The sequence below is a fragment of the Parvibaculum sp. genome (genome assembly GCF_039973015.1).
Taxonomy (GTDB): Bacteria; Pseudomonadota; Alphaproteobacteria; order Parvibaculales; family Parvibaculaceae; genus Parvibaculum.
In genome coordinates this window covers 551,653-575,608 of sequence record NZ_JBDWLT010000008.1, presented here as the reverse complement: position 1 = coordinate 575,608, position 23,956 = coordinate 551,653, and the positions used below count along the sequence as shown (strand labels likewise).

Sequence of the window (23,956 nt, the reverse complement as noted above, 5' to 3'; positions counted from 1 at the left end):
CTTCCCGAAATCATCTGTTTGTTGTTTTGGCTGACGGTAGAGCATTTCCCGGTGGATTTGCAGGCCTTTCGGGGCTCCGCCTTGCGTGGCGCGCGCGAGCGTCTACACTCCGCCTGCTCGTGGTGCCCCGGCCGCAAATCCGGGGTTAAAAGGGAACGCTTGGAGCTTTCCGGCAGGAATATGCTCCAAATCTAGAAGCGGCTGCCCCCGCAACTGTAAGCGGCGAGCCTCTCTCCGGTTTGGCCACTGGCCTGTCGTTCGACGGGCCGGGAAGGCAGGGAGGGGCGCTGACCCGCCAAGCCAGGAAACCTGCCGCGAGTTGTCGTCCTTCTCCGGGCCGGGGTGTGCCGGGGGATTGCGGGTCTGTCCCGCGAGACGACATCTTGTTGATGCGTAGCGCGAGACGGCGGGATGAAATTTCTTCTCTCTATCGGTGTTCTGGCAGGCCTCCTTGCTGCCGCTTCTGCGGCAGATGCCGCCTCCGCGCGCCCTGCGCATATCGTCTCGATCAATCTCTGCTCAGACATCATCGCCGCCGAGCTTGCGGCGCCGGGTACGCTCAAATCCGTCTTCCGGCTTGGACGTGACCCGGCGGATTCGCCCATTGCCGCACTTGTCTCGAACATTCCGCCGAACGATGGGCGCATCGAGGACATTCTCCCTTTTGCGCCCGATCTCGTTCTCGCGCATGAATGGAGCTCTCCCTTCACGCTCGATCTTCTCGCACGCATGGATATCCCGGTTGCGACCGTGAAGGACGCGCGCAGCTTCGAGGATATTCGCGGCAACATCCGCACCGTCGCTACCGCGCTTGGCCGCGAAGAAGAGGGCGCGGCGCTGATCGAGCGTTTCAATGCGGAGATGAATGCGGCGAAGCGGAGCGGAAAGAACGCGCCCGCGGCGATCCTCTATCAGGATCTCGGCAGCGCCGCGACGCCGAACTCCATCCTCGGCCGCATCCTCGCGCATACCGGCTTTCGCAATGTCGTGCGTGAGGAAAATACCGTCGGCCTCGCTTATCCCGGCGTCGAGGACGTGATCGCCTATCGCCCGCAGCTGCTGGCGCTCGGCGTCTATCGCCCGGATGCGCCCTCGCAGGCAAGCGCGCTGCTGGAGCATCCGGCGCTCCGCCTCTACCGGAAGCGCTATGCCGGGGAAGTGAGCCTGCGCGCGCGCGACTGGACGTGCAGCACGCGTTTCGTGGCCCGCACTGCCGCGCGCCTCGCCGCCGCGCATGATACGATGATGGAAGAGAGCGAACGGCACTCTCTTCTCACCCTCCCCCCGTGGGAGGGTCAAACCGTCGAAGACGGTTTGGGGAGAGCGCGCCAATGAAGCCCCACATAAATGCCTGGGCCGTAAACGCCGCCCTCACCATCCTCGTGGCGCTCTTCTTCATCGCCTCCATCTATATTGGCCGTGGCGGAGAACTCCTCACCGAAAAGTTCGCCCTCATTTCGCAGACCGATCGCGACATCGCCTGGCTGGTCCTGACCGAAGTGCGTCTGCCGCGCGCGCTGCTCGGCCTTCTCGTCGGCGCCACGCTCGGGCTCACCGGCGCAGGGCTTCAGGGCCTGTTGCGCAATCCGCTTGCCGAACCGGGCCTTATCGGCGCCTCGGGCGGCGCGGCACTTGGCGCCGTCCTCATCTTCTATTCGGGGCTGGCCGCAGGCACGGCCATGTTCGTGCCCGTCGGCGGCATTGCCGGTGCGCTTGTCGCCTTGGCCGTCTTGTATCTGCTCGCGGGCCGCAACCCTTCCATCGTCACGATCATTCTGGCGGGCGTCGCCATCTCCGCCTTCACCGGCGCGCTCACCTCGCTCGCCCTCAACCTTTCGCCGAGCCCTTACGCCGCGCTCGAAATCGTCTTCTGGATGCTCGGTTCATTGACGGATCGCAGCATGACGCAGGTCTGGTTTGTGCTGCCCTTCATGGGAACAGGCTGGCTTCTCGTCGCATCGACATATCGCGCGCTCGATGCGCTGGCGCTCGGTGAAGACACAGCATCGACACTCGGCTTCTCCATGCGCCCCGTCACTGCCCGCGCGATCATCGGCACCGGCCTCGCCGTCGGCGCCGCCGTATCCGTCACCGGCGTCATAGGCTTTGTCGGCCTTGTCGTACCGCATCTCATGCGCCCGCTTGTCGGCCAGCGTCCGGCCTCGCTGCTTCTTCCCTCTGCTCTTGGCGGGGCGGCCCTCGTCCTTGCCGCGGACCTGCTTGTTCGTATCCCCGTCAATGGGCCGGAGCTGAAAATCGGCGTCGTCACCTCGCTTGTCGGTGCGCCCTTCTTCCTCTGGCTTATCCTCCGCACGAGAAGGGAGGCTCCATGATGCGCCTCGCCGTCGAAAATCTCCGCGCCTCTCTGGGCGGCGCGCGCGTCATTCGCGGTGTCTCGGCAACGGCGGAAGGCTCGCAATTCATCGGCCTCATCGGCCCGAACGGCGTCGGCAAGACGACGCTGGTGCGCGCCGTCGCCGGCCTTGTTCCTTTCGAGGGCAGCGTGACGCTGGACAATGTGCCCGTTGCCGACATGAGCCTGCGCGCCCGTGCCCGCGCCATTTCCTATCTTGCGCAAGGTGCGGGCAGTCACTGGCCGCTCGAAGTCTCGCGTCTCGTCGCGCTTGGCCGTCTGCCGCACCTCGAACCCTTCCATCGCGCCACCGCCGGAGACGAAGCGGCAATCGAGCGTGCGATCGATCTCGCAGGTGTGCGTGAGTTTGCCGGCCGCGATGTGCTGACCTTGTCGGGCGGCGAGCGGGCCCGCGTGCTTCTTGCCCGTGCGCTGGCCGTCGAGGCGCCGCTCATGCTGGTGGATGAGCCTGTCTCCGCGCTCGATCCCTATCATCAGATACGCATCATGGAAGTGCTGCGCGCTTATGCGAAACCCGACGCCGAGGGCAATGATCGCATGGTCGTTGCCGTGCTGCACGATCTCTCGCTCGCCGCGCGTCATTGCGACCGGCTGATCCTGCTCGACGATGGCAAGGTGAAGGCGGACGGCCTGCCGCGCGATGTTCTCACGCCGCAGAACCTCCGCGAGACCTACCGCATCGAGGCATTGATCGGTGAAGGGGCGGACCCCTTCGTTCTTCCTGTCCGCCGCGCGGAGTAGGTGTCGCCGGGCGGAGCAGAACGCGCCTGTTCCACCGTGCTCGTCGCCTTGCCGCGCGCGCAACCGTGACTATCGCGCCGCGACCCTGAAGGCGCGCCTGAGGCGAATATGCGTCCGGTCTTCGGTCAGGCCGCGCGGCCACGCCTGATAGATGATCGCGGGCGGTGCGTCGAAGGGCAGGGGATGCACAGCAAGTCCGTATGTCGTTGCGTAATGCTGTGCAAGGCGGCTTGGCAACGTCGCTGCAAGACCGGCTGTCGCGACGAACATCGCAAGCAGTGCATAGTTGTGTACTTCCATCAGAATCTTTCGCCGCTTTCGCCAGGCGCCAAAGCCGTGTTCCTCCGATGCGATTTCCGGTACGAGGCCGACATGGTCGAGCGCGAAATAACGCTCCTGCGTCATCTCCTCTTTCCCGGCTCCCTCTTCCGCGACCATGCAGACGAACTCGTCCTGGATCACCGGTTCCACGCTCACATCGCGCAGGCGGGGCGGAAAGGCGAGCCATGCAAGGTCTACCGCGCCTGACCCGAGTTCTTCGGCGATTGTGTGTGGCGGTGCGCATTTGAGCTGCAGATGCGGTGTCGCTCCCGCCTCCCGTCTCAGTTTTTCCAATGCGCGCGGTAGCGCGATGGTCTCACCGGTATCGCCAAGAGCCAGAGTGAAAATCCGAGTTTCATCCCGTGTCGCGTCTGCCGGATGCCCGCTCAATGCGCGCTCCGCGAGATCGAGCGCCTGACGAATAGGCAACGAGAGTGCTTCTGCCCGCGGCGTCGGTACGATCTTGTTGCCTACCCGTATGAAAAGCGGATCGTCCACCAGCCGCCTGAGCCGCGTCAATGCGTTCGAAAGGGCGGGCTGCGTCATGCCAAGTCGCGCAGCTGCTCTGGTGATGCTGCCCTCCGTCATGATGGCGTCGAAGATGGTCAGGAGGTTGAGGTCGATGCGGCGCAAATTCATTTCGTGAATACTTGGTCATTCGCCATTTCAATTGGATATGTTCGCCGCTCCCGTGCAACTCATTGTTATAGGGGCAGTCAAATCCAAATTCTTTGACCAACGGGGTAAATAATCATGTATTCGAACTCCTTCTCTGTTCGTCCTTTGGGGGGCGTTTTCGGTGCCGATGTGACAGGGATGGATCTTTCAGTGCCGCCGCCGCCGGCGGTGTCGGCGGCCCTCTCGGCCGCTGTTTCACGCTACGGATTGCTCGTTTTCCGCTCGCCTCGTGCATCGGCCCAAGGCATAGCCGGTCTGATGTGTACTTTCGGAGCCCTTCAACGAACGCTCTATGTCGATACGTTGCGCAATCAGTCCGCGGAAGAAGCGGCGTGCGCGCGCCCCGAAGAGTGTATAGCGATGATGACGGATCCGCTTGCATCCGTTGCGCGCTCGCATGTTGCGCTGCTTCATGCGGAGGAGGCGCCTTTCGGTGGCGAAAGCATATGGTGCTCGCTGGCAGACGCTTATGACGGCATCTCCCGTCCCATGCGCGCCTATCTCGATCCGCTTGAGGTCGCGTCGTCCTCGCGTGCGGGTTTTCCCCGTTCGCTCGTCGCGTCGCATCCGCTGACAGAGCGCAGGCATCTAGGCATCGGCGTTTCCTTCGAAGGTCGCGTCCTTAATGTGCCGGCGGAGGAAGGCGATCTCGTTGTGAGGCTGGTACAAAACCTCCTCGCCGCGCCGGAAAATCAGATACGCATCCCCTGGACGCAGGGAATGGTCGTCTTGTGGGATTGCCGCCTCGCCCAGCATTATCCGGTTGGCGGCTATGGAGCGCCGGGCTGGCGCCTTCGGTGCTTGTCGGCATGCGATGCCGTGGCTGATCCGCCCGCCGCGCCGCTTCGTATGGAGTAGTCAGTCACCAACCAACCGTCACGAACAGATGTCCTCAGAAGAATACGGCCCTTCAATCGTCTGGTTCCGTCGGGATTTGCGGCTGGACGATAATCCGGCACTCGCCGCTGCTGCGGCGCGCGGCACGCCGGTGCTGCCCCTTTTCATCCTGGACCCGGAGGAAGAGATCGGCGGTGCGTCGCGCTGGTGGCTGCATGGCAGTCTCGCGGCGCTTTCAAAAAGCCTTGCCCGCCTCGGCTTGCCTCTGGTTTTGCGCCGGGGCGACCCTGCGCAAATTCTTCCCGCTATTGCAGAAGAAACGGGCGCGGCTGCGGTCTTCTGGAACCGCTGCTATGAACCGCGCGCCGTCGAGCGAGACAAGCTCGTCAAATCCATATTGACGCAACGGCGCATGAAGGTTCGCAGCTTCGCCGCCTCGCTTCTCGCCGAGCCCTGGGATGTGAAAACAAGGAGCGGCGGACCCTACAAGGTCTTTACGCCTTTCTGGCGCGCGCTGTCCCAAGTCTCGTTCGATGCACCTCTTGCAGCACCACGAAAGCTCGCGCGCGTGAAGGACATCGCGACGGATCATCTCGATGACTGGGCACTTCGTCCCTCGAAGCCGGACTGGGCGGCGGGCTTGCGTGAAACATGGGAGCCGGGCGAAGCGGGCGCGCAGGCGCGGCTCGCGGATTTTGTGGATGACGCGATGGCGGATTATCCAGAAGCGCGTGATTTACCGGATCGTGAGGGAACCTCGCGCCTCTCGCCGCATCTCCATTGGGGCGATCTGTCGCCGCGACGTGTCTGGCATGTCGTTCGTAACGCGCAAGGCGGTGACGGACGGGCGGGCGAAGCCTTCTTGCGTGAGGTCGCATGGCGCGATTTCGCCTGCCACCTTCTCTATCACTGGCCGAAGATCGAAACCGAAAACTGGAAAAGCGAATTCGATGCCTTCCCCTGGATGCGCGATGCCGGTGCTTTCGATGCATGGCGCACCGGACGCACCGGCTATCCCATTGTCGATGCAGGCATGCGCCAGCTCTGGCAGACGGGCTGGATGCACAACCGTGTGCGCATGATCGCCGCTTCCTTCCTCATCAAGCATTTGATGATCGACTGGCGCGAGGGCGCCCGGTGGTTCGAGGATACGCTGGTCGATGCCGACCTCGCCGTGAACCGGGCGAGCTGGCAATGGGTGGCGGGGTCGGGTGCCGATGCCGCGCCCTATTTCCGTATCTTCAATCCGGTGCTGCAGGGCGAGAAGTTCGACAAGGGCGGCGATTATGTCCGCGCTTTTGTTCCCGAACTCTCAAAGCTCGATACGAAATACATTCACAAGCCCTGGGCCGCCCCGCGCGATGTGCTCGAAAAGGCAGGCATTGTGCTCGGGGAAAATTATCCCGAACCCCTCGTCGATCACGGGGAGGCGCGCGCCCGCGCGCTCGCCGCCTATTCGGAAATCAGGAAGGGCTGACACCGGCCGCAAGCGAAGGATGCTTGTCCTTCGGCAGGGTCTTCCCGGTGAGCGCGAGCGACAGCTGGTAGGGCAGCATCTGCACCAACCGGAGGAGCAGCGAAAAGCGGCGCGGAAAGGTAATCTCGAAGCGGTCTGAGCGAAGACCCTTGCAGAACGCCTCCGCCGCGTCCTCCACATCCATGAGGAAGGGCATCGGAAATTCATTCTTGTCGGTCAGCGGCGTTTTCACGAAACCCGGATTGACGATCTGCATGGTCACGCCGTGTTTCGCAAGGTCGGGTTGCAGCGCTTCCGCCATGTTGATGATGGCAGCCTTGCTGGCGCCATAGATCGCGGATGTCGGCAGGCCGAAATAGCCCGCGAGGGAGGCAACCGCCGCGATCCGCCCATGCCCGCGCGCAATCATGTTGGGGATCAGCGCTTCGAGGCAGTTCATTGTACCCATGAAGTTGAGTTCGAAGACGGGCCGCGCCCTGGCCGCCGTCAGCTCATGCGCAAGAACGGATTCATAGGTGCCGGCGCATAGCACCGCGATGGCAATCGGCCCCATCTCGCTTTCGATTTCCGCCACGCCTGCCTTCACCTCGTCCGGCTTCGTCGTGTCGAGCGGCACGGGCCGGATTTCGCCGCCCGTCTGTCCGGCCTCCATTTTCAGTTTGTCGAGTTCTTCCGCTCGCCGCGCCGAGGCTGCCACGCGGTAGCCTTCGCGCGCCATGCGCAGGGCGAGCGCGCGGCCGATGCCTGAACTCGCGCCGGTAATCCAGACAATATCGCCTTGTCCTGTCATTGCTGTGCCACCTGCTGAAGTTCCTGCCGGTCGATCCGCACCACGCGGTAGTCGACATTTTCGCCACGCGCCCGAAAGATCACGTTCAGCCATTCCATCTGGGGCGAGTACCAGAGCTTGAGTTTCAGGTCGCCCGTCATTTCATATTCGCGCACGGGAACGGGCTTGCCGTTCACGCCCGCCTCGAATTCGGCGCCGGGCTTCATCTCGACCTTGAGGATGCGGCCCTTCTGCGTGTCCAGAAGTTCGCTCTGGTCGATCGTCGCCGGGTTCCAGTAGCTCGTGGGAATGATGCTGTCAGGCGCGATGAATGTTCCGTTGGCAGAGCTTGTAACTTCCAGCCCTTTCTCGGTTGCCTTCGCACTCACCTTGTATTTGGTGCCGTCGTCATTCGTTACCGTTTCGAGTGCAACGAGTTTTCCCCCGCGCCATGTTTCGCGATTGCGATGCTCGTAGCGAAAAACAGTGATAGGGCCGAAAGACACGGCAAGTTCGATGTCGACGGCAACATGAAGTTCCTCGCCCTTGCGCGTGAAGCTGACCGTATGCGTGCCGATAGGAGTGCTCCCGCGCTCGACGCGGAACGACAGCGCCGGCCCGGGGGACGTAGCCGGCGCTGCCGCGTTCGCGCCTGAGACAAGAGCACTGAGGCTCATGGCGGGAACAACAAGCGTGAGAAGGGCGGCAAGTTTTAAAAGCGAATTCAAGGGCGGGGCCTTCTCTGGGGGGGGGGGGTGAACCGCTGGACCTTGCGCCAGCTCTCACCCCTTGAATACGCACCGGCCCGGGCGCTGGATCACCTGGATGAAATTCGCCGGAATCGGGCGGAAAGCGCGAGGCTCGCGGCCACCGTCGCATTCAGGGATTCGACCGCCCCGGTTGTGCGTATCGCGAGCAGCGTTGCCTTGAGGCCCGGCGGCAATCCGCGGCCTTCCTCGCCCAGCACGAGCCGGAGGTTTTCCGGCCAGGCATATTCCTCGATATCCGCGCCCCCGCCATCGAGCGCGGCGACAGGCCCTTTCGCGCCTTCGAGCGCCGTCCAGTCGCCTCCCTTGAGAAAGGTGAGGCCGAATTGTGCATTGGCTCCGCCGCGCAGCGCTTTCGGGTGGAAGGGATGTGCGGCTCCCTCCATCAGCACCACGCGTGTCACGCCAAAGGCCGCCGCACTGCGGAGCGCCGCACCGAGATTCGATGGATCGCCGAGCGCCAGCACCAGTTCGAAGCCTTTGGGCGCCGCGCTGAAGTCCGCCGCCGCCATTTCCGGCACCTCGCCCACAAGTAGCGGAAAGCCGGTGCCATTGGTGTCCAGCGCCTCGAAAACGGGCTTCGCCAGCACGTAGCGTTCGACGGAGGAGGGGAGGGCAAGCCGGTTGAGGTCGCTCTCCGTGCGCGCCAGCGCCGCTGTGAAGCGGTTCGGGTGCCGCGCCAGCGCTTCTGGCACGGTTTTTCGCCCTGAAAGGATGAACGCACCATGTTTGCGGATGCCGCGTGATTCGGTCAGCGCCAGCCATTTCTTCGCATTTGTATTTTGCGGGCTGTCTATGGCGCGCGCGCCGCTGCTCATAATTGATCCTTTTGCATTCCCGTCTCTTCCGCGATCATAGGGGTAAGAACGAAAGAATAAAGAACGGGGAGAAACGAATGCTTGAGCGGATTTTCATGACGGGGGACGGCCTCGACGCGCTGCGCATTGCGCTCGCGCTGCTCTCGCTCATCGCGGCCATCGCCTATCAGGTGATCGAGCGTGCGGCCCCTTCGCCGCTCCGCACCGGCCTCAAGACCGCTGCCATCGGCCTGCTCGTGCCTTTGCCGCTTCTGGCGGTCGGCGCGGGGCCGGCTCTGCCGCTCCTGCTTCTCTCTGCCGCCTTTCTTTTTTCTGCGCTGGGTGATCTCTTCCTCGCCATGAAAGGCGATGCGCGCAATTTTCCGCGCGGCATTGCCGCTTTCCTTGTCAGCCATCTTTTCTATATCGCGGTCATGGTGCCCATCGCCAGCGCGCCCGAAACGCTGGCGCAGAAGGCTGTCTCGCTCGCCGTCGGCCTCGGCGCCATTGCGCTCTATTTCACGCTCGCCCCCACCCTCGGCAAGATGAAGCTGCCCGTCGGCGCCTATCTCGTGGCCATCCTCGTCATGGCCTTGTCCGCGCTTGCAATCCCCGAAGGTGCGCCTCTCCTCGGCCTCGGCGCGGTCCTCTTCGTGATTTCAGACAGCGTCATCGCCTTCGACAAATTCAAGTCGCCGGTCCCCGCTCGCGGGCTGATCGTCTGGATCACTTATTATGTGGGGCAGGCATTGATGGCGCTTTCGCTCCTCGCTCTTCTCATGCCATGAGCGCCGCGCCGGTAGGCGGCAGCTGCGATCCGCGTTTCGGCCCTTTGCGTGAAGCCTTCGCGGAAAATTTCTCCGCGCGTGGCGAGCCGGGCGCCGCCATCGTCCTCATGATCGAGGGGCGCGTCGTTTGCGATCTCTGGGGCGGACATCGCGATGCGGCCCGCACGAAAGTCTGGGAACGCGACACGCTGGTGAACTTCTTTTCCGTCGGCAAGGCCTTTACGGCGCTCGTCGCACTCCGGCTTGCAGAGCGCGGCCTTCTCGACCTCGATGCCCCGGCGCATCATCTCTGGCCGGAATTCGGCGTGAACGGCAAGGAGACGGTCACCCTCCGCCACATGCTTTCTCATCGGGCAGGCCTGCCCGCGATCCGCGAGGAACTGCCCGATGGCGCCATGCTCGACTGGGAGCGAATGACGGCGGCTCTTGCCGCGCAGACGCCCTGGTGGACGCCCGGCGCCGCCCACGGCTATCACGTCAACACCTTCGGCTATCTCGTCGGCGAACTTGTCCGCCGCGCGAGCGGCCGCACACTTGGCGAAATCCTGCGTAGTGAGATTGCAGGGCCCCTCGGCGCCGACGTCCATATCGGTCTTCCCCAGACGGAGCATGGGCGCTGCGCCGAATTTCTCTGGCCTGCCCTCCTGCCGGAGAAACCCGAGGGTCCGCTAGACGACACTACGCTGATGAAATGGAACACCTACTGGAACCCGCCGGGCATTTCCGGCGCGGGCTGGGTCAACACGGCGGAATGGCGGTCGGCGGAGATCCCCTCCACCAATGGCCACGGCACGGCGCGCGGTATCGCCCGCGTCTATTCGGCGCTGGCGGCGGGCGGCGAGATCGACAATGTCGAAATCCTTTCGCGGCCCATGCTCGCCGCCGCTGTGGAGGAACAATCCTTCGGCCCCGACCGCATCCTGGAGCGCACATCCCGCTTCGCGCTGGGCTTTCAATTGCCGCAGGACGGGCGTCCTCTCGGCCCCAACCCGCAAGCCTTCGGCCATTTCGGCGCGGGTGGCTCGCTCGGCTTCGGCGATCCCGTGGCGGGCGTCGCTTTCGGCTATGTGACCAACGACATGGGCCCGCGCTGGCAGAACCCCCGCAACAAGGCCCTCCTCGCCGCGATCTATGAGAGCCTCGCCGCATAAGCGCCCGCGTCAGGCGCGATGTTCCGGGTTTTCGAAATCGAAACGGCACCCCGCTTTCCACGCCCGCCGGTCATTGCCTTCCTTCGGTAACCCGCCTGCCTGCTTCAGCATCCGCGCCATATGCATCAGGTTCCACGTCATGATTGTGGTGTTGCGCTTCGTGAAATCATTGTCGAAGCCCGCGCCGTCGTCGCCATAGCTCGCGCCGGGCCCCGCTTCGCCGACCCAGCCGCAATCGGCCTGCGGCGGGATCGTGTATCCCAGATGGCCGAGCGCATAGAGGATCGACATCGCGCAATGCTTGATGCCATCCTCATTGCCGGTAATCACGGTGCCGCCAACCTTGCCGTAAAAGCTCGACTGGCCCTTCTCGTTCAGCTCGCCCGACATGCCATAGAGCCGCTCGATGATCAGGCGGCATACGGAGGATTCCTCACCGAGCCAGATCGGTGTGCCGATCACCAGCATGTCGGCCTGCTTCACCTTGTCCCAGAGCTTCGGCCAGTCATCATGTTCCCATCCATGCTCGCGCATATCCGGATAGACGCCGAAGGCGATGCGGTGCTCGCTGGGGCGGATCGTCTCCACCGTCACGCCGTTCTTGCGCATGATCTCCGCCGACGCACTCATCAGCAGTTCGGTATGCGACGGCTCTTCCGCACGTTTCAACGTGCAGTTGAGGTAAATCGCGCGAAGTGCGCTGAAATCGTGGGCTTCGCTTCCGGTATCGTCCCGCGCCCCGGTCATGGATTACTCCTTCGTATCGTCTTTCCGCTTCAGCCCGTCCATGACGCTGTCGGTGCCGGTCGTGACCTCCGCCTGCGCATGTCGCTCGTTATGTACCTTCTCCTGGTCGTCGCCCTGCAACTGATTGTTGCCCATCTTGTCGGCGGCGAAATCGGTCTCCGTGAGATCATGCGCATCCGGCGTCCGGTCGGCGAGATCTTTCTTGCCGCCCGTCTTGCCGCCGGGCTTCTGCTTCGGCGTTTCGTCGCGTGCCTCTTCGGGATTCTTTTGCGGTTTCACGCTCATCTCGTCCTCCTTTGGTTTCAGGAGGTCAACGAATGCGGGACGAATGCCGTTCCGTAGAGAACGCGGCGCACACAGTGGTCTCAGTGGCAGTGAACGACGCCGGTGCTGTTGTCCATGTGGCAGCATTGTCCGGGCGGCGAGGACTTGCGGCATCCTCCGCCATGGGCGTTCGCCACGGTGGGTATCGTCAGGGCCAGCAGGCCCAGAACCAGTACGCCCGGAGCCAGCATATTTGTCAGCTTGGTCATGAACGTCTCCTTCCCCGATGAAGGCTCAAGCCTATCAGGAGCTGGAAGCATGTCCCAGGACCGGGCCGGAAACGAAATGAAGAGGAAAAGGGTCTTCCGGGAAAATGGTGCTGTGGGAGAGGATTGAACTCTCGACCTCTCCCTTACCAAGGGAGTGCTCTACCACTGAGCTACCACAGCGTGCCGGAGGGGCGCGAAGGCCGCTCGCAGTCTCGCCTCGAATGGTAAACGGACCGTTGGCGCCGGGGCGCTGTCCCTCTTTTTCGAAGCGCGCGGAAAGTGCCACAGCGACCCCCCTCGCGCAAGATGCCGCAACGCACTATCTTCCCCTCTTTCTCCCCTGGATGCGGGCCCCCCGGATTGGCCGGATTGGGCCCCGGAATTGAGTAGCAAGAGATGAAGAACAGCCGCCCCACCTTCGATCCCCGTACCCCCGGTGGCAAGGGCCAGGATCGTGCCGCCCAGACCCGTGAGGCCAAGGCCCGTGAAGCCCGCCTTGCCGAGACGCTGCGCGAAAACCTCAAGAAGCGGAAGCAGCAGTCCCGCGCCCGCAAGGAAGGCGCGGAATAGCCCTCAAAGCGCCCGGATTTGCGGGCATGAGGGATCACAACCATTCTTGCTACGCAAGAATGGCAAGGCCGACTGGCCGCCCGAGCTTATGCGAGGAAAGCCAAGGGCGCGGATGCGCCCGCCCGGCGCTTGAGGGTAAAAAAAGGGAAGGGCAATCGAATTCATTCGATTGCCCTGTGACTTGGGGTTCCTCTGCCCGTATAAACCGCTGAACCCCAACCGGGACATATTCATGGACACGATACACATTCGCGGCGGCCGCCGTCTCAAGGGCCGGATTCCCGTGAGCGGCGCGAAAAACGCGGCCCTCCCGCTGATGACGGCCGCCCTGCTGACAGACGAGCCCCTGAAGCTCGCCAATATGCCGCGCCTGGCCGATGTGAAGACGCTGACGAAGCTTCTCGGCGCCCTCGGCGCCAGCGTGTCCGTGGAGGAGGGCGTGGATGCCGACGTGATGACGATTCGCGCCGCCGACATCACCTCGACTACCGCACCTTACGAGATCGTCTCGCAGATCCGCGCGAGTTTCTGGGTGCTCGGGCCTCTTCTCGGCCGCTGCCGGGAGGCCAAGGTCTCGCTGCCCGGCGGCTGTGCCATCGGCGCGCGCCCGGTCGACCTTTATATAAAGGGTCTGCAGAAGATGGGCGCCGAGATCGACCTCGTGGAAGGCTATGTCCTTGCCTCCGCGCCGGACGGACTGAAGGGCGCGGTCGTCCGCTCGCCCATCGTCTCCGTCGGCGCCACACATACGCTGATGATGGCGGCCACGCTTGCCGATGGCGTCACCGTGCTGGAAAACGCGGCCCGCGAACCGGAAATCTGCGATGTCGCGAATTGCCTCGTTGCCATGGGCGCGAAGATCGAGGGCATCGGCACCTCGACATTGCGCATCGAAGGCGTTGAAAAGCTCCACGGTGCGACCCACAGCGTCATTGCGGACCGCATCGAGGCCGGCACCTATGCCGTCGCCGCCGCCATGACGGGCGGCGAGGTCGTGCTTGAAGGCGCATTGCCCGAGACATTCGAGGCCGCGCTCTCCGTCCTTCGTGCCGCCGGTGCCGAGGTCGAGAGCGAGCAGGGCGCCGTGCGCATCTCGCGCAATGGCGAGCGTCTTCAGGCGACGGATGTGGTGACGCAGGTCTTCCCCGGTTTCCCGACCGATCTTCAGGCGCAGTTCATGGCCCTGATGACGATGGCCGACGGCGAATCCGAGATCACCGAGACCATTTTCGAAAACCGTTTCATGCATGTGCAGGAACTGGCCCGCTTCGGCGCGGATATCTCGCTTCACGGCGACAAGGCGCTGGTGCGCGGTGTCGAGAAGCTGAAGGGCGCGCCCGTCATGGCCTCCGACCTGCGCGCTTCCGCAGCCCTCATCATCGCCGGGCTCGCTGCCGAGGGAGAAACGGTCGTTAATCGCGTCTATCACCTCGATCGCGGCTTCGAACGTATCGAGGCTAAACTCAGTGCCTGTGGCGCCGAGATATGGCGCGAAAAGGCGTGACAGAAAAGAAAGCCGGAGCAGCTATGCCGGACGTGAAAGACCTTCGCCTCGCCGCAGAGGATGCCGCCGATCTGGAAGTGATTTCCGCTGCCTTGCAGGATGCAGTCACCCATGTGAGTGAGCTTGCTTTCCTGCCTTCAACACGGCGCTTCGCCTGCGTGGTCAACCGCTTTCGCTGGGAAGGCGAGGGCAAGGCCCGCAAGCAGAACCATGAGCGTGTTCGCGCCGGGCTTCATTTCGAGAATGTTCTTTCCGCCCGTGCGCGCAACATCTCGCAGGACAAGCCCGATGGCGTGCTCAATCTTCTGGCCATTCGCTTCGACGAGCTGAATGCGCCGTCGGGCGTCGTCACGATGGTTTTCTCCGGCGGCGCCGAAGTGCAGCTTGAGGTTGAGGCCCTCGAAGCCCATCTTTCGGATCTCGGACTCGTCTGGGAAACGCCGAACAAGCCCGCGCACGATCTGGACTGAACCAATGCCCACTCGCCTGAACGCGAAAGACTCAACCTTCGAACAGGACTTCGCCACTCTCCTCGCGGGAAAGCGCGAAGCATCCGTCGATGTGCGTGATGTCGTTGAAGAGATAGTCGCGGATGTGCGCGCGCGCGGTGACGAGGCGCTGATCGAATATACGTGCCGCTTCGACCGTCTCGATGGTCTCACTGCCGAAACCCTTGCGATCCCGCAGGCCGATCTCGACGCTGCAATGGATGCCTGCGATCCGAAAACGCTTGAGGCCCTGAAGACCGCCGCTACGCGTATCGCGGCCTATCACGAGCGCCAGCGCCCGGAAGATGCGCGCTTCACGGATGCGCAGGGCGTGGAGCTTGGCCATCGCTGGACCTCCATCGGCGCGGTTGGCCTCTACGTGCCGGGCGGCACGGCGAATTACCCGAGTTCGGTCTTGATGAACGCTGTCCCCGCCAGGGTCGCGGGCGTGAAGCGCATCGTCATGGTGGTGCCGACGCCGGACGGCATCGTGAACCCGCTGGTGCTTGCCGCGGCAAAGCTCGCAGGCGTGAACGAGGTCTACCGGGTCGGCGGTGCACAGGCCGTTGCCGCTCTTGCTTTCGGCACGAAGACGATTGCCCCCGTCGACAAGATTGTCGGCCCCGGCAATGCCTTTGTCGCGGAAGCCAAGCGCCAGGTCTTCGGCACGGTCGGCATCGACATGATCGCGGGCCCTTCCGAAATTCTCGTTGTTGCCGATGGTGAGAACGATCCCGAATGGATCGCAGCCGATCTCCTCTCACAGGCCGAGCATGATGCAAGCTCGCAGTCGATCCTGATTACCGATGATGCCGCGTTCGCCGGGCGCGTCGAGGAAGCGGTGGAGCGCCAGTTGAAGGCGCTGCCGCGCGAGACGACCGCGACGAAAAGCTGGGCCGATTTCGGTGCCGTCATTGTGGTGGAAAGGCTTGCCGATGCCTGTCCGCTGGTCGACCGGCTTGCGCCCGAGCATCTGGAGCTTGCGGTCGCGGACCCCGACAGCCTCCTCGCGCGGATTTCCAATGCAGGCGCGATTTTCCTGGGGCGCTATACGCCGGAAGCCATTGGCGACTATGTGGCCGGTTCGAATCACGTGCTGCCCACGGCGCGTTCGGCGCGCTTCTCCTCGGGGCTTAATGTGCTCGACTTCATGAAGCGCAGTTCCATCGTCCGCTGCGACTCGGAGGCGCTGCGCGCCATCGGCCCCGCCGCCCTCGCGCTTGCCGAGGCCGAGGGCCTCGATGCGCATGGCCGTTCGGTATCGATTCGCCTCAACCTCTAGTCTCAAAAACAAATGTCATTGCCGGGCCCTCCTTTGAAATTGGGGAGGCCGGCAATCTGGAAGCCGCAGGAGGCGGCGTCTCGCTTCGCACGGCTCTTCACCTCCCCCTTGAGGGGAGGTCGAACGGCAAAGCCGTTCGGGTGGGGGGCTGCACGGCACCTCCTCCCTCGCTTCCTTCCTTCAAATCGGCTTACACTGCGCCACCATGACCGATCATTCGGCAGACGACGAAACCAGCGTATCCGCCTCCCCGGATTTCCCGGAGGGGACGAACTTCCGTATCGTCGACCTCGTTCTCGACGAGCGCTCGGTTGTGCGCCGCAGCCCCGATGTCGAACATGAGCGCAAGGTCGCGATCTTCGACCTGCTGGAGGAAAATCGTTTCGCCCCGGTCGGCAGCGAGGGCGGGCCTTACATTCTTCACCTTTCCATCGAGGAAAACCGTCTCGTCTTCGACATCCGCCTCGAATCCGGCGATGCGCATGGCAAGGTGCTGCTCTCGCTCACGCCGTTCCGCAGGATCATCAAGGATTACTTCATGATCTGCGAAAGCTATTACGACGCGATCAAGACCGCCGCGCCCGCACAGATCGAAGCGATCGACATGGGCCGCCGCGGTCTCCACAACGAAGGCTCCGAAACCTTGAAGGAACGCCTTTCGGGCAAGATCGAAATGGACTTCGATACGGCGCGCCGTCTCTTCACCCTCATCTGCGTCCTGCACATCAAGGGATGAGTCCGATGTCTGGCGGCAGTGCGGAGGTAAAGAGGGGAGACGCCATTCCGGCGTCGGTGCTCTTCGTCTGCAACCTGAATGCGATCCGCTCGCCCATCGCCGAGGCGCTGCTGAAGAAGAGCCACGGCGCCCGCATCTTCATCGATTCCGCCGGCGTCTCGCCTGCGGAGGACGCCGACCCCTTTGCCGCCGAGGTTCTGCGTGAAGCAGGCGTCGATGACGCGCCTCGTACGCCCAAGAGCATCGGCGAACTCGACGATGTGACGAGCTTCGATGTTATCGTCGCGCTCACGCCGGAGGCACGCGAGAAGGTGGAAGCACTGACGCGCTCCTCAGCCACTGACGTTGAATATTGGGAAGTCGCCGATCCGCTCGCCGCGCCCACCGGCGGCAACCGCGAGCGCCGTCTCGATGCCTATCGCGCGCTGCGCGATGAACTCGCAAAGCTCCTTGAGCGCCGCTTCGGTCGCGCCGGGGCCGCGACGGGCTGAAACGGGGATAAAGTCGTCCCGGCGCAAGCCAGGGGGGTACGGAAGGGACATGCAGGCAAGGGTGCCAGATCTTGTCCCCGGAACAGCGCCGGGTGCGTAGTCTGAGCAAAACCCGTCCCGGGAATCGCATCGGCAAGAGCCGGATTTTCGGTCCCGAAAACGCAGCGAGCGAAAATTATCCCCGGGACCGGTTATCCTCGGGTTCGGCCTTGCGTGACGGTTTCGTGACGTTTGTGTGACAGTCGGGGGCGGGTTGTCCCCGGTTTGATCCATGAAACCGCCGCAATCCGTGTGGTATAAGTCGGAAAATCTGAAGCGGGGGAATGCCTTACCATGAAATCCATTTTCACTTTGACGGCCGCCCTGATCCTTGGTCTCGGTATCGCCCTTGGCGGTTATCTCGGCGGTCAGGGACTTGTGAAATCGCGTCTCGGAGATCGCTCTGTATCTGTAAAAGGCCTTTCGGAACGGGAGGTTAAGGCTGACCTCGCGCTTTGGGGGCTGCGCTTTGTCGTGACCGGCAATGACCTCACCACCACGCAGGCCGAGGCAAGGCGAAACGCGGAGATTGTCGGTAGCTTCTTGAAATCAAACGGTTTTTCGGAAGACGAGATCGAGCTTCAGGCGCCCCAGGTCACCGACCGTCTCGCCCAGATGTATTCGAGCGGCCAGTTCGACACGCGTTTTATCATTGCTCAGCAGCTCGTGCTGCGCTCGACCGACGTCGACAAGGTCGCGGCGGCGAACCGCGACAGCAGCGCGCTCATCGAGCAAGGCGTTGTTTTGTCTAACGAATATGGTCCGGTCCGGCCCTCTTACCTGTTCACGAGAATTGCCGATGTGAAGCCGGAAATGATCGAGGAGGCGACCCAGCGTGCCCGCGAGGCCGCGGAAACCTTCGCTGCCGATTCCGGTTCCCATCTGGGCGGCATCAGGCGCGCCTGGCAGGGCCAGTTCTCCATCGAGCCGCGCGACGGCATACCGGGTGCGCAGGAGACCGAACAGGTCATGAAGACCGTCCGTGTCGTCTCCACCATTGAGTACCTTTTGGCCGACTGATCCGAAAACCTCTGGAAATCAATATCTTGGGCCCGGTCCCCGTGCGAATTAGCGGACCGGGCTCTTGATTTTCAGAGGCTTTGTGACCATTCTTCGGCCAAATTTCCGAAGGATAGTGAATGTCGAAAGAAGAACTGCTCGAGTTCCCGGGCGTGGTGACGGAACTGCTGCCCAATGCAACGTTCCGCGTGAAGCTTGAGAACGAGCACGAGATCATTGCTCACACGGCCGGCAAGATGCGCAAGAACCGCATCCGCGTGCTTGCGGGTGACAAGGTGCTCGTGGAAATGACGCCCTACGATCTGACGAAGGGGCGGATCACCTACCGCTTCAAGTGACACGGCTCGTTCTCGCCAGCGCTTCGCCCCGCAGGCTCGCGCTGCTTGCGCAGATCGGCATTGAGCCCGACCTTGTCGTCGCAGCCGACATAGACGAAACCCCGAAAAAGAACGAACTGCCGCGCGACCACGCCGAGCGTCTCGCGCGCGAAAAGGCCGAGGCCATTGCGTCGGTGCATGGCGACGCCTTCGTGCTGGGTGCGGATACGGTTGTCGCCTGCGGGCGGCGCATCCTCCCCAAGGCCGAGACGGAAGTACAGGCCGCGGAATGCCTGAAACTTCTCTCCGGACGCGCGCATCGCGTCTACACAGGTGTCTGTCTCGTGACGCCGGATCGCAGTGCCATTCGCGTGAATGAAACGCGGGTCACCTTCAAACGCCTGTCCGGGGAGGAGATTGCATTCTATCTGGCCTCCGGCGAGTGGCACGGCAAGGCGGGCGGCTATGCGGTTCAGGGGCTCGCCGCGATCTTCGTCCGCGCGCTGACAGGCTCGCATTCCGCCGTGGTAGGCCTCCCCCTCTTTGAGACGGCGGTGTTGCTGTCGGGCGCGGGTTATCCTGTGATTTCAAAGGGCTGACGCGGCTATCATCCCGGCTGACAACAGTGTTAGGATCGATCCTTCAAGGATTGGAAGGTACGAGGGTGCAGAGGGGGCATCCGGCTGCGTGGGGGCGCGTCGGATGCAAATCAGGGTTTTTATGTCCGAAGAAGTTTTGATCAATGTCGGTCCCGGCGAAACGCGCGTCGCGATCGTCGAGGATGGGCGTCCGGTGGAGCTCTTTCTTGAGCGCACCATGGAAGACGACCTCAAGGCAAAGACGGGCCGCGCCGGTCATTCGCTGATCGGCAATATTTTTCTTGGCCGTGTGCAGCGTGTGTTGCCCGGTATGCAGGCGGCCTTTGTGGAAGTCGGTCTGGAACGCGCCGGTTTTCTCGGCGCGCGCGAGGCGCGCTGCCTTTGCGAACTTACCGGCCTCGATGAGGGCGTATTGCCGCCGATCAGCGCCTGCGTGCAGGAAGGGCAAGCGATTCTTGTGCAGGCGGTAAAGGATCCGATCAGTGACAAGGGCGCGCGCCTCTCCGCGAATGTCACAATTCCGGGCCGCCTTCTTGTTCTCGTTCCCAATCAGTCCGGCGTCGCCCTGTCGCGCCGCATCGAGGATGAAGCGGAGCGCGAAAGACTGACCGCCCTTGTCGAGGAAATGGTCGAACGCTTCAATCCGATGGGTGTGACCGGCGAACCGGCTGGCTTCATTGTTCGCACGGCGGCAATTGGCGCGACGGCGGAAGACATTGCCGCCGATGCGCGCCAGCTTGCGGAAGAATGGCGCAAAGTGCGTGAAACGGAGCGCAAGTCCAACCCGCCTTGTGTCGTTTTTCACGATCTCGACCCTGTCTCGAAGACCCTGCGCGATTGTGTAAGCGCCGACACGGCGCGTGTGCTGATTGACTGCGCGGATGCCTTTGGCGAAGCCCAGCGCTATTGCCGTCGCGCCATGCCGGAAATGCTCGACCGTGTGCAATTGTTCAATGGGCCCGGCGACCTCTTCGCGCTTTACGATATCGATGGCGAAATAGAAGCGGCTCTGGAGCCGCGCGCTGAGCTTCCTTCCGGTGGCTGGATCACCATCGAAACGACGGAAGCGCTGACGGCGATCGATGTGAACTCCGGCCGCTATACCGCCGCGACGGGTCTTGAAGAGACGAGTGCCAAGATCAATCTCGAAGCGGTGGAGGAGATCGTCTACCAGCTCCGCCTGCGCGGAACGGGCGGGCTCATCGTGATTGACTTCATTCATCTGAACGATCCGGCCAACATCCAGAAGGTCATCGACGCGCTCAACGAAGGTTTTGCAAAGGACCGTGTGCCGACGCAGATTTCCGCCATGTCGGAATTCGGCCTCGTGGAGATGACGCGCAAACGTGTGCGCGAACCGCTCGACAAGCTGCTTACCGAACCGGCCTATGCGAATGGCCGACCGCGCCGCAAGACGTGCGCGACGGTTGCGAACGACCTCCTGCGCAAGATCGCGCGCGAGGCGCAGGCAAGTCCTGGCCGCCCGCTTGTCGCGCGTGCATCGGCGGAAGTCGTCGATTGGCTGGAGCGCGGCAATCCCTATCTCGTTGAAAGATTGCTGAGGCGCGTTGCATCTGATGTAAAAATCGTGGGAGAGCCTGCTTTTTCACGTGAGCGCATCGATGTCGGCGTTGTTCAATAGGCGTGTGAGGAGGCCATCTTGGCAAGCGAGGACGACGGCAAGGTCGTGAAACTGAGGGCGCCGCGCCCATGCCCGATTTGCGGTGCACGCTCGGCCTCGGGGTTTCATCCCTTCTGCTCCAAGCATTGCGCGGATGTGGACCTGAACCGCTGGCTGAAGGGCACTTATGCAATCCCTGCCATCGAACCGCCGGACGAGTGGGACGAGGCGTCACAAACGCGTCCCGCAGACGAAGACGGCGAGCGTTAACTCCCTGTAGCGATTGATCTTTGCGAAGGGGACGGGAGCCTCTGGACAGGCCGGACTCTATCTCTTATAAACCGCGGACCTCGCCGAAGCGCTGCGGATTCCCGCCGCTTCGGAGCTTCCGCCCAGGTAGCTCAGTTGGTAGAGCATGCGACTGAAAATCGCAGTGTCGGTGGTTCGATCCCGCCCCTGGGCACCATTCCCCTTCTTCGCTGAAGCCGCCTTCCGGGGATAACCCCGTCCGACCGTCATCGAAACGTCACAAGACCGTCATCGAGTTCCGGGCCGGGGATAAAATCCGATGTTTCAATTATAGTAGAAGGGCATCGGGGCGGGCATTTCCCGAACCGTTTTCCCGGCCGGAACATCCCTGGCCGCAGGCGCGGGGATTTTGTCCCCGCCTGTACTTTCAGCGTGTCGGACGGCTCAACTTGAAAGCGCTGGCCAGGATTTCCACGACACGCTCGCGGACCCAGCGGTGCCCTTCGTCGTTTTCCGCGTCGAGCGACCATGCAACGTGGCCACCTATGTCCGGCAGGTCGAATGGGGCATCGAACATGACGAGGCTGCCGTCGGTATTGTACTGGTCGGCGAAGCGGCGACCGACAACGGCCGCAAGGTCCGAGACCGAAACAAGAGGGTAGAGGCTGCGCGTATCGGCGACGGCGCAAGCAATCGTGCGGTCAAGTCCGTGAGATCTGAAAATATCATCCACATACTGCCGCAAGCGCCGGACATGTGTGGTGACGACGAATTGCATCGAGCGAATATCGTCCTTGGTCAACCTGTTCAACTTGGCGAGCGGATTTTGCCGCGAAACGATGATCGTAAAAGGCTCATCCCAAACCTTTGCCGAGCCGATTTCGTCATTGATCGCGAACGTAGGCAGCAGGACCATGTCCAGCGTGCCGTCCTTCACGGCTTCATGCGCCATGTCGCCGGTCTGGAGGACGAATTCGAGCATGAGGTTCGGCGCTTCCCGTCTGGCATAGCCGACAAGGGCCGGCACCAGGGCATCGTGGATCAGGTCGTTGACGCCGATCCGGAAAGTGCGTGTCGATGTAGAGGGATCGAAGTTGCGCACCGAGGAAAGGCCGCGCTCTACAGTGTCGAGGGCATGACCGATTGGAATGGCCAGGGTCATGGCCGCGCGTGTTGGCGCGACGCCGGTGCCGGCCTTGTAAAACAGGGTATCGCCCGTGAAGTGACGAAGACGCCGAAGGGCATTGCTGACAGCCGGTTGCGACATGCCAAGCTTGCGCGCCGCATTGCTGATGCTTCTCTCCGTATAGATCGCATTGAAGACGAGCAGCAGGTTCAGATCCAGTTCGCGGATGTTCACGCTATTCGGCCTCTTCTTCGGAGCGGTAACGCGCACACCTTACATAAAATCACGGTTCCAAAAACTGCATCTTGCATGTTGTTTGCGGATCGCTGCGCCGGCCCCCCGAAGTACGGGGTTATTCATTTCGTGAATACAAAGTATTCACGAAGAAAATAAAACATCATTTGCTTCCTAGTGCTTATGAGTTTCATGAATTTACGCAGGTTTATTAATCATTTCGAGCAAATTTGATTGTTTTTTGGTCGAATTCTCATTTGAATACACTCTCGTTACACAGGGGCGGCTGAGGGGTATCCCGAAATGAACACAAAAGACGAGGCGCGCGGTCAGGAGCGGCGCGCAAAGACCCGTTTCCGGCTCGGGGCTGCGGTCGCGTTCTGCGCATTGATCGCAACGGTATCCGGTGCCGGGGCTCTGACGATCGAAGAGGCCATGTCCCGGGCACTCAAGGACCACCCCGGCGCCAAGGCGGCACGGCTTGAAGCAGAAGCGGCGGCGCGCGAAATCGGCTCCGCGCGGTCGGGATATTTTCCGGCAGTTTCGCTGGACGGCTCCGTCCGGCGCGAGAAGACGGACCGCCCGACATTCGAACGCACGATGACGGCGGAAGAATATTCGCTGACCGTGACGCAGCCGATCTTTGACGGGCTCGGCACACCCGCGCGTGTCTCGGCAGCGCAAGCGGATGCGGAGGCGGAGAAACTCACCGCTCAGGCGAAACTCAACGATGTCGCCCTTGATGCAGCCTATGCCTATCTCGCTGTTCTCGAAGCCCGCGAGCGCCTCTCACTCCTGCGCAATCACGAGGAACGCGCAACGGAGATCGCAGGGCGCATCGAGCGCCGGGCAAAAGTGGATTCCGGTCTGCGTTCGCTCACCGTCGTCGGTAGCAGCCAGACGGAGGAGGCGCGCTACCTCGTTCTCAATGCGGAGCGGGAACTTGTTCTGGCGGAAACACGATATCGCGAACTGATCGGCGATGCGCCGGACGCACTTGCGCCACCGCTCGAACCTACGGGCCTGCTCGACATGAAGGCGGATGAGGCGGTCGCCGGCGCGGAACGCCATCACCCGGCTCTTGCCGCCGCTCGTGCCCGCGCGCAGGCCGCCGATGGTGAGCGCGATGTTGCCCGGTCCGCACTCTTCCCCAAGCTCGATGCCGAGATGAGAGCACGCAACGGACGCAACATCGAAGGCATCTCCGGGCCCGACGATGACTACTATATCGGCCTGCGGCTGACCTATAATTTCGCAACCGGCGGCCGCGACATCTACGACGTCAGCGCGGCGGACTACCGCGAACAGGCTGCCGCCATTCGCATCCACGACGTTGCGCGCGAGGTGCGTCTCGGTGTTCTCGAAGCGTTGGAGAATTACCGTTCCGTTCGGGACACACATCAGGTCCTGCTCCGCCGCGAAGCCGCCGCAAGCGAACTCGTTCGCGTTTATGACGCGCAGTTCATCGGCGGACAGCGCGACCTTCTCGATCTCTTCTTTGTGCTGAACGAGGAACGCGCGGCAAGCCGCGCCGAACTCGACGTGCGCTTTGCCAAGCTTCGCTCCGCCTATGGCGTGATCGCAGCGATGGGAGAACTTGCCTCTCTGGCATCTGTCAGGGACGAGTAACGAATATTCGATCGGCCCCCCGCTTCGAAGTGGCCCGATACCTGCACAGGACATGCGGGACGGGACACAAA

At 62.6% G+C, this 23,956-nt stretch carries 27 protein-coding genes, 2 tRNA genes and 1 riboswitch; of the genes, 20 read left to right on the top strand and 9 right to left on the bottom strand.

Going from position 1 to position 23,956, the window contains the following annotated elements:
* Positions 1 to 103: 103 nt before the first annotated feature.
* Positions 104 to 332, top strand: a riboswitch (cobalamin riboswitch).
* 79 nt (positions 333 to 411) lie between these two features.
* Genes ABJO61_RS08870 through ABJO61_RS08860 form a run of 3 tightly spaced genes read left to right on the top strand, consistent with a single transcriptional unit; the run spans position 412 to position 3,115 of the window.
* Positions 412 to 1,335: an ABC transporter substrate-binding protein gene (locus ABJO61_RS08870; RefSeq protein WP_348325385.1), complete on the top strand. Its 924-nt coding sequence runs from the start codon at positions 412 to 414 to the stop codon at positions 1,333 to 1,335.
* Positions 1,332 to 2,333, top strand: a complete 1,002-nt coding sequence (locus ABJO61_RS08865) for an iron ABC transporter permease (RefSeq protein ID WP_348325383.1) — start codon at positions 1,332 to 1,334, stop codon at positions 2,331 to 2,333. The genes ABJO61_RS08870 and ABJO61_RS08865 overlap by 4 nt, the downstream gene beginning before the upstream one ends.
* Positions 2,330 to 3,115, top strand: a complete 786-nt coding sequence (locus ABJO61_RS08860; protein WP_348325381.1) for an ABC transporter ATP-binding protein — start codon at positions 2,330 to 2,332, stop codon at positions 3,113 to 3,115. Before ABJO61_RS08865 ends, ABJO61_RS08860 begins: the two co-directional genes overlap by 4 nt.
* A 69-nt stretch (positions 3,116 to 3,184) precedes the next feature.
* Here the strand turns inward: ABJO61_RS08860 and ABJO61_RS08855 are convergent, their stop codons facing one another.
* Positions 3,185 to 4,075 (bottom strand): LysR family transcriptional regulator, encoded by an 891-nt coding sequence (locus tag ABJO61_RS08855; protein ID WP_348325379.1) that lies wholly within the window; start codon positions 4,073 to 4,075, stop codon positions 3,185 to 3,187.
* Between the two features lie 114 nt (positions 4,076 to 4,189).
* On the opposite strand from ABJO61_RS08855, the gene ABJO61_RS08850 reads away from it, so the two are divergent.
* Positions 4,190 to 4,972, top strand: a complete 783-nt coding sequence (locus tag ABJO61_RS08850; RefSeq protein ID WP_348325377.1) for a TauD/TfdA family dioxygenase — start codon at positions 4,190 to 4,192, stop codon at positions 4,970 to 4,972.
* A gap of 28 nt (positions 4,973 to 5,000) precedes the next feature.
* Positions 5,001 to 6,428 carry a deoxyribodipyrimidine photo-lyase gene (locus ABJO61_RS08845; RefSeq protein WP_348325375.1) on the top strand — a complete coding sequence of 476 codons (1,428 nt, stop codon included), beginning with the start codon at positions 5,001 to 5,003 and terminating at the stop codon, positions 6,426 to 6,428.
* On the opposite strand, the gene ABJO61_RS08840 is transcribed toward ABJO61_RS08845, so the two are convergent.
* The 3 genes from ABJO61_RS08840 to ABJO61_RS08830 form a co-directional block, all read right to left on the bottom strand.
* Entirely contained in the window at positions 6,415 to 7,218 is an 804-nt protein-coding gene (locus ABJO61_RS08840) for an SDR family NAD(P)-dependent oxidoreductase (RefSeq protein ID WP_348325373.1), read from the bottom strand. The two genes, ABJO61_RS08845 and ABJO61_RS08840, sit on opposite strands and share 14 nt — an antisense overlap.
* Positions 7,215 to 7,925: a DUF6134 family protein gene (locus ABJO61_RS08835; RefSeq protein WP_348325371.1), complete on the bottom strand. Its 711-nt coding sequence runs from the start codon at positions 7,923 to 7,925 to the stop codon at positions 7,215 to 7,217. The genes ABJO61_RS08840 and ABJO61_RS08835 overlap by 4 nt, the downstream gene beginning before the upstream one ends.
* Positions 7,926 to 8,014: 89 nt before the next feature.
* Positions 8,015 to 8,782, bottom strand: a complete 768-nt coding sequence (locus ABJO61_RS08830) for a TrmH family RNA methyltransferase (protein WP_348325369.1) — start codon at positions 8,780 to 8,782, stop codon at positions 8,015 to 8,017.
* A 77-nt stretch (positions 8,783 to 8,859) separates the two neighbouring features.
* Between ABJO61_RS08830 and ABJO61_RS08825 the strand changes: the two genes are divergently transcribed.
* Both ABJO61_RS08825 and ABJO61_RS08820 read left to right on the top strand, forming a co-directional pair.
* Entirely contained in the window at positions 8,860 to 9,549 is a 690-nt protein-coding gene (locus ABJO61_RS08825) for a lysoplasmalogenase (protein ID WP_348325367.1), read from the top strand.
* Positions 9,546 to 10,700: a serine hydrolase domain-containing protein gene (locus ABJO61_RS08820; protein ID WP_348325365.1), complete on the top strand. Its 1,155-nt coding sequence runs from the start codon at positions 9,546 to 9,548 to the stop codon at positions 10,698 to 10,700. Before ABJO61_RS08825 ends, ABJO61_RS08820 begins: the two co-directional genes overlap by 4 nt.
* Positions 10,701 to 10,709: 9 nt before the next feature.
* Here ABJO61_RS08820 and ABJO61_RS08815 read toward each other — a convergent pair whose 3' ends face one another.
* From ABJO61_RS08815 to ABJO61_RS08800, 4 genes are all read right to left on the bottom strand, one after another.
* On the bottom strand, positions 10,710 to 11,447 hold the full coding sequence (locus tag ABJO61_RS08815; RefSeq protein ID WP_348325363.1) for a flavodoxin family protein: 738 nt from the start codon (positions 11,445 to 11,447) through the stop codon (positions 10,710 to 10,712).
* Positions 11,448 to 11,450: 3 nt separating this feature from the next.
* Positions 11,451 to 11,732: a hypothetical protein gene (locus ABJO61_RS08810; RefSeq protein WP_348325361.1), complete on the bottom strand. Its 282-nt coding sequence runs from the start codon at positions 11,730 to 11,732 to the stop codon at positions 11,451 to 11,453.
* A gap of 80 nt (positions 11,733 to 11,812) precedes the next feature.
* Complete coding sequence (locus ABJO61_RS08805; protein WP_348325359.1) at positions 11,813 to 11,980, bottom strand: hypothetical protein; 168 nt, start codon at positions 11,978 to 11,980, stop codon at positions 11,813 to 11,815.
* A 105-nt stretch (positions 11,981 to 12,085) separates the two neighbouring features.
* Positions 12,086 to 12,160: transfer RNA gene (locus tag ABJO61_RS08800), tRNA-Thr, on the bottom strand.
* A 216-nt stretch (positions 12,161 to 12,376) separates the two neighbouring features.
* Between ABJO61_RS08800 and ABJO61_RS08795 the strand changes: the two genes are divergently transcribed.
* From ABJO61_RS08795 to ABJO61_RS08740, 12 genes are all read left to right on the top strand, one after another.
* Positions 12,377 to 12,550, top strand: a complete 174-nt coding sequence (locus ABJO61_RS08795) for a hypothetical protein (protein ID WP_348325357.1) — start codon at positions 12,377 to 12,379, stop codon at positions 12,548 to 12,550.
* 232 nt (positions 12,551 to 12,782) lie between these two features.
* Positions 12,783 to 14,054 carry a UDP-N-acetylglucosamine 1-carboxyvinyltransferase gene (murA, locus tag ABJO61_RS08790; RefSeq protein ID WP_348325355.1) on the top strand — a complete coding sequence of 424 codons (1,272 nt, stop codon included), beginning with the start codon at positions 12,783 to 12,785 and terminating at the stop codon, positions 14,052 to 14,054.
* A 23-nt stretch (positions 14,055 to 14,077) separates the two neighbouring features.
* Complete coding sequence (locus ABJO61_RS08785) at positions 14,078 to 14,524, top strand: DUF2948 family protein (RefSeq protein WP_348330941.1); 447 nt, start codon at positions 14,078 to 14,080, stop codon at positions 14,522 to 14,524.
* Between the two features lie 4 nt (positions 14,525 to 14,528).
* Positions 14,529 to 15,824: a histidinol dehydrogenase gene (gene hisD, locus ABJO61_RS08780; protein WP_348325351.1), complete on the top strand. Its 1,296-nt coding sequence runs from the start codon at positions 14,529 to 14,531 to the stop codon at positions 15,822 to 15,824.
* A 205-nt stretch (positions 15,825 to 16,029) separates the two neighbouring features.
* Positions 16,030 to 16,560: a UPF0262 family protein gene (locus ABJO61_RS08775; RefSeq protein ID WP_348325349.1), complete on the top strand. Its 531-nt coding sequence runs from the start codon at positions 16,030 to 16,032 to the stop codon at positions 16,558 to 16,560.
* A 5-nt stretch (positions 16,561 to 16,565) separates the two neighbouring features.
* Positions 16,566 to 17,051, top strand: a complete 486-nt coding sequence (locus tag ABJO61_RS08770) for a low molecular weight phosphatase family protein (protein WP_348325347.1) — start codon at positions 16,566 to 16,568, stop codon at positions 17,049 to 17,051.
* 333 nt (positions 17,052 to 17,384) lie between these two features.
* Positions 17,385 to 18,110: an SIMPL domain-containing protein gene (locus tag ABJO61_RS08765; RefSeq protein ID WP_348325345.1), complete on the top strand. Its 726-nt coding sequence runs from the start codon at positions 17,385 to 17,387 to the stop codon at positions 18,108 to 18,110.
* Positions 18,111 to 18,229: 119 nt separating this feature from the next.
* Entirely contained in the window at positions 18,230 to 18,448 is a 219-nt protein-coding gene (gene infA, locus ABJO61_RS08760; RefSeq protein WP_011995440.1) for a translation initiation factor IF-1, read from the top strand.
* Positions 18,445 to 19,026, top strand: a complete 582-nt coding sequence (locus ABJO61_RS08755; protein ID WP_348325342.1) for a Maf family nucleotide pyrophosphatase — start codon at positions 18,445 to 18,447, stop codon at positions 19,024 to 19,026. The genes infA and ABJO61_RS08755 overlap by 4 nt, the downstream gene beginning before the upstream one ends.
* 121 nt (positions 19,027 to 19,147) lie before the next feature.
* Entirely contained in the window at positions 19,148 to 20,668 is a 1,521-nt protein-coding gene (locus ABJO61_RS08750) for an Rne/Rng family ribonuclease (protein ID WP_348325340.1), read from the top strand.
* 18 nt (positions 20,669 to 20,686) lie between these two features.
* Positions 20,687 to 20,917 (top strand): DNA gyrase inhibitor YacG, encoded by a 231-nt coding sequence (gene yacG, locus ABJO61_RS08745; protein WP_348325338.1) that lies wholly within the window; start codon positions 20,687 to 20,689, stop codon positions 20,915 to 20,917.
* A gap of 120 nt (positions 20,918 to 21,037) precedes the next feature.
* Positions 21,038 to 21,113 (top strand) — tRNA-Phe (locus ABJO61_RS08740).
* A 210-nt stretch (positions 21,114 to 21,323) separates the two neighbouring features.
* On the opposite strand, the gene ABJO61_RS08735 is transcribed toward ABJO61_RS08740, so the two are convergent.
* Entirely contained in the window at positions 21,324 to 22,256 is a 933-nt protein-coding gene (locus ABJO61_RS08735) for a LysR family transcriptional regulator (protein WP_348325336.1), read from the bottom strand.
* Positions 22,257 to 22,559: 303 nt separating this feature from the next.
* On the opposite strand from ABJO61_RS08735, the gene ABJO61_RS08730 reads away from it, so the two are divergent.
* On the top strand, positions 22,560 to 23,885 hold the full coding sequence (locus tag ABJO61_RS08730; RefSeq protein WP_348325334.1) for a TolC family protein: 1,326 nt from the start codon (positions 22,560 to 22,562) through the stop codon (positions 23,883 to 23,885).
* The last annotated feature ends 71 nt before the right edge of the window (positions 23,886 to 23,956 follow it).

What these genes read in the sequence shown, in the direction of transcription:
- ABJO61_RS08870 (WP_348325385.1), top strand. Translation starts at nt 412, where the DNA reads ATGAAATTTCTTCTCTCTATCGGTGTTCTGGCAGGCCTCCTTGCTGCC.
- ABJO61_RS08865 (WP_348325383.1), top strand. Translation starts at nt 1,332, where the DNA reads ATGAAGCCCCACATAAATGCCTGGGCCGTAAACGCCGCCCTCACCATC.
- ABJO61_RS08860 (WP_348325381.1), top strand. Translation starts at nt 2,330, where the DNA reads ATGATGCGCCTCGCCGTCGAAAATCTCCGCGCCTCTCTGGGCGGCGCG.
- ABJO61_RS08855 (WP_348325379.1), bottom strand. Translation starts at nt 4,075, where the DNA reads ATGAATTTGCGCCGCATCGACCTCAACCTCCTGACCATCTTCGACGCC.
- ABJO61_RS08850 (WP_348325377.1), top strand. Translation starts at nt 4,190, where the DNA reads ATGTATTCGAACTCCTTCTCTGTTCGTCCTTTGGGGGGCGTTTTCGGT.
- ABJO61_RS08845 (WP_348325375.1), top strand. Translation starts at nt 5,001, where the DNA reads ATGTCCTCAGAAGAATACGGCCCTTCAATCGTCTGGTTCCGTCGGGAT.
- ABJO61_RS08840 (WP_348325373.1), bottom strand. Translation starts at nt 7,218, where the DNA reads ATGACAGGACAAGGCGATATTGTCTGGATTACCGGCGCGAGTTCAGGC.
- ABJO61_RS08830 (WP_348325369.1), bottom strand. Translation starts at nt 8,782, where the DNA reads ATGAGCAGCGGCGCGCGCGCCATAGACAGCCCGCAAAATACAAATGCG.
- ABJO61_RS08825 (WP_348325367.1), top strand. Translation starts at nt 8,860, where the DNA reads ATGCTTGAGCGGATTTTCATGACGGGGGACGGCCTCGACGCGCTGCGC.
- ABJO61_RS08820 (WP_348325365.1), top strand. Translation starts at nt 9,546, where the DNA reads ATGAGCGCCGCGCCGGTAGGCGGCAGCTGCGATCCGCGTTTCGGCCCT.
- ABJO61_RS08815 (WP_348325363.1), bottom strand. Translation starts at nt 11,447, where the DNA reads ATGACCGGGGCGCGGGACGATACCGGAAGCGAAGCCCACGATTTCAGC.
- ABJO61_RS08810 (WP_348325361.1), bottom strand. Translation starts at nt 11,732, where the DNA reads ATGAGCGTGAAACCGCAAAAGAATCCCGAAGAGGCACGCGACGAAACG.
- ABJO61_RS08805 (WP_348325359.1), bottom strand. Translation starts at nt 11,980, where the DNA reads ATGACCAAGCTGACAAATATGCTGGCTCCGGGCGTACTGGTTCTGGGC.
- ABJO61_RS08795 (WP_348325357.1), top strand. Translation starts at nt 12,377, where the DNA reads ATGAAGAACAGCCGCCCCACCTTCGATCCCCGTACCCCCGGTGGCAAG.
- murA (WP_348325355.1), top strand. Translation starts at nt 12,783, where the DNA reads ATGGACACGATACACATTCGCGGCGGCCGCCGTCTCAAGGGCCGGATT.
- ABJO61_RS08785 (WP_348330941.1), top strand. Translation starts at nt 14,078, where the DNA reads ATGCCGGACGTGAAAGACCTTCGCCTCGCCGCAGAGGATGCCGCCGAT.
- hisD (WP_348325351.1), top strand. Translation starts at nt 14,529, where the DNA reads ATGCCCACTCGCCTGAACGCGAAAGACTCAACCTTCGAACAGGACTTC.
- ABJO61_RS08775 (WP_348325349.1), top strand. Translation starts at nt 16,030, where the DNA reads ATGACCGATCATTCGGCAGACGACGAAACCAGCGTATCCGCCTCCCCG.
- ABJO61_RS08770 (WP_348325347.1), top strand. Translation starts at nt 16,566, where the DNA reads ATGTCTGGCGGCAGTGCGGAGGTAAAGAGGGGAGACGCCATTCCGGCG.
- ABJO61_RS08765 (WP_348325345.1), top strand. Translation starts at nt 17,385, where the DNA reads ATGAAATCCATTTTCACTTTGACGGCCGCCCTGATCCTTGGTCTCGGT.
- infA (WP_011995440.1), top strand. Translation starts at nt 18,230, where the DNA reads ATGTCGAAAGAAGAACTGCTCGAGTTCCCGGGCGTGGTGACGGAACTG.
- ABJO61_RS08750 (WP_348325340.1), top strand. Translation starts at nt 19,148, where the DNA reads ATGTCCGAAGAAGTTTTGATCAATGTCGGTCCCGGCGAAACGCGCGTC.
- ABJO61_RS08730 (WP_348325334.1), top strand. Translation starts at nt 22,560, where the DNA reads ATGAACACAAAAGACGAGGCGCGCGGTCAGGAGCGGCGCGCAAAGACC.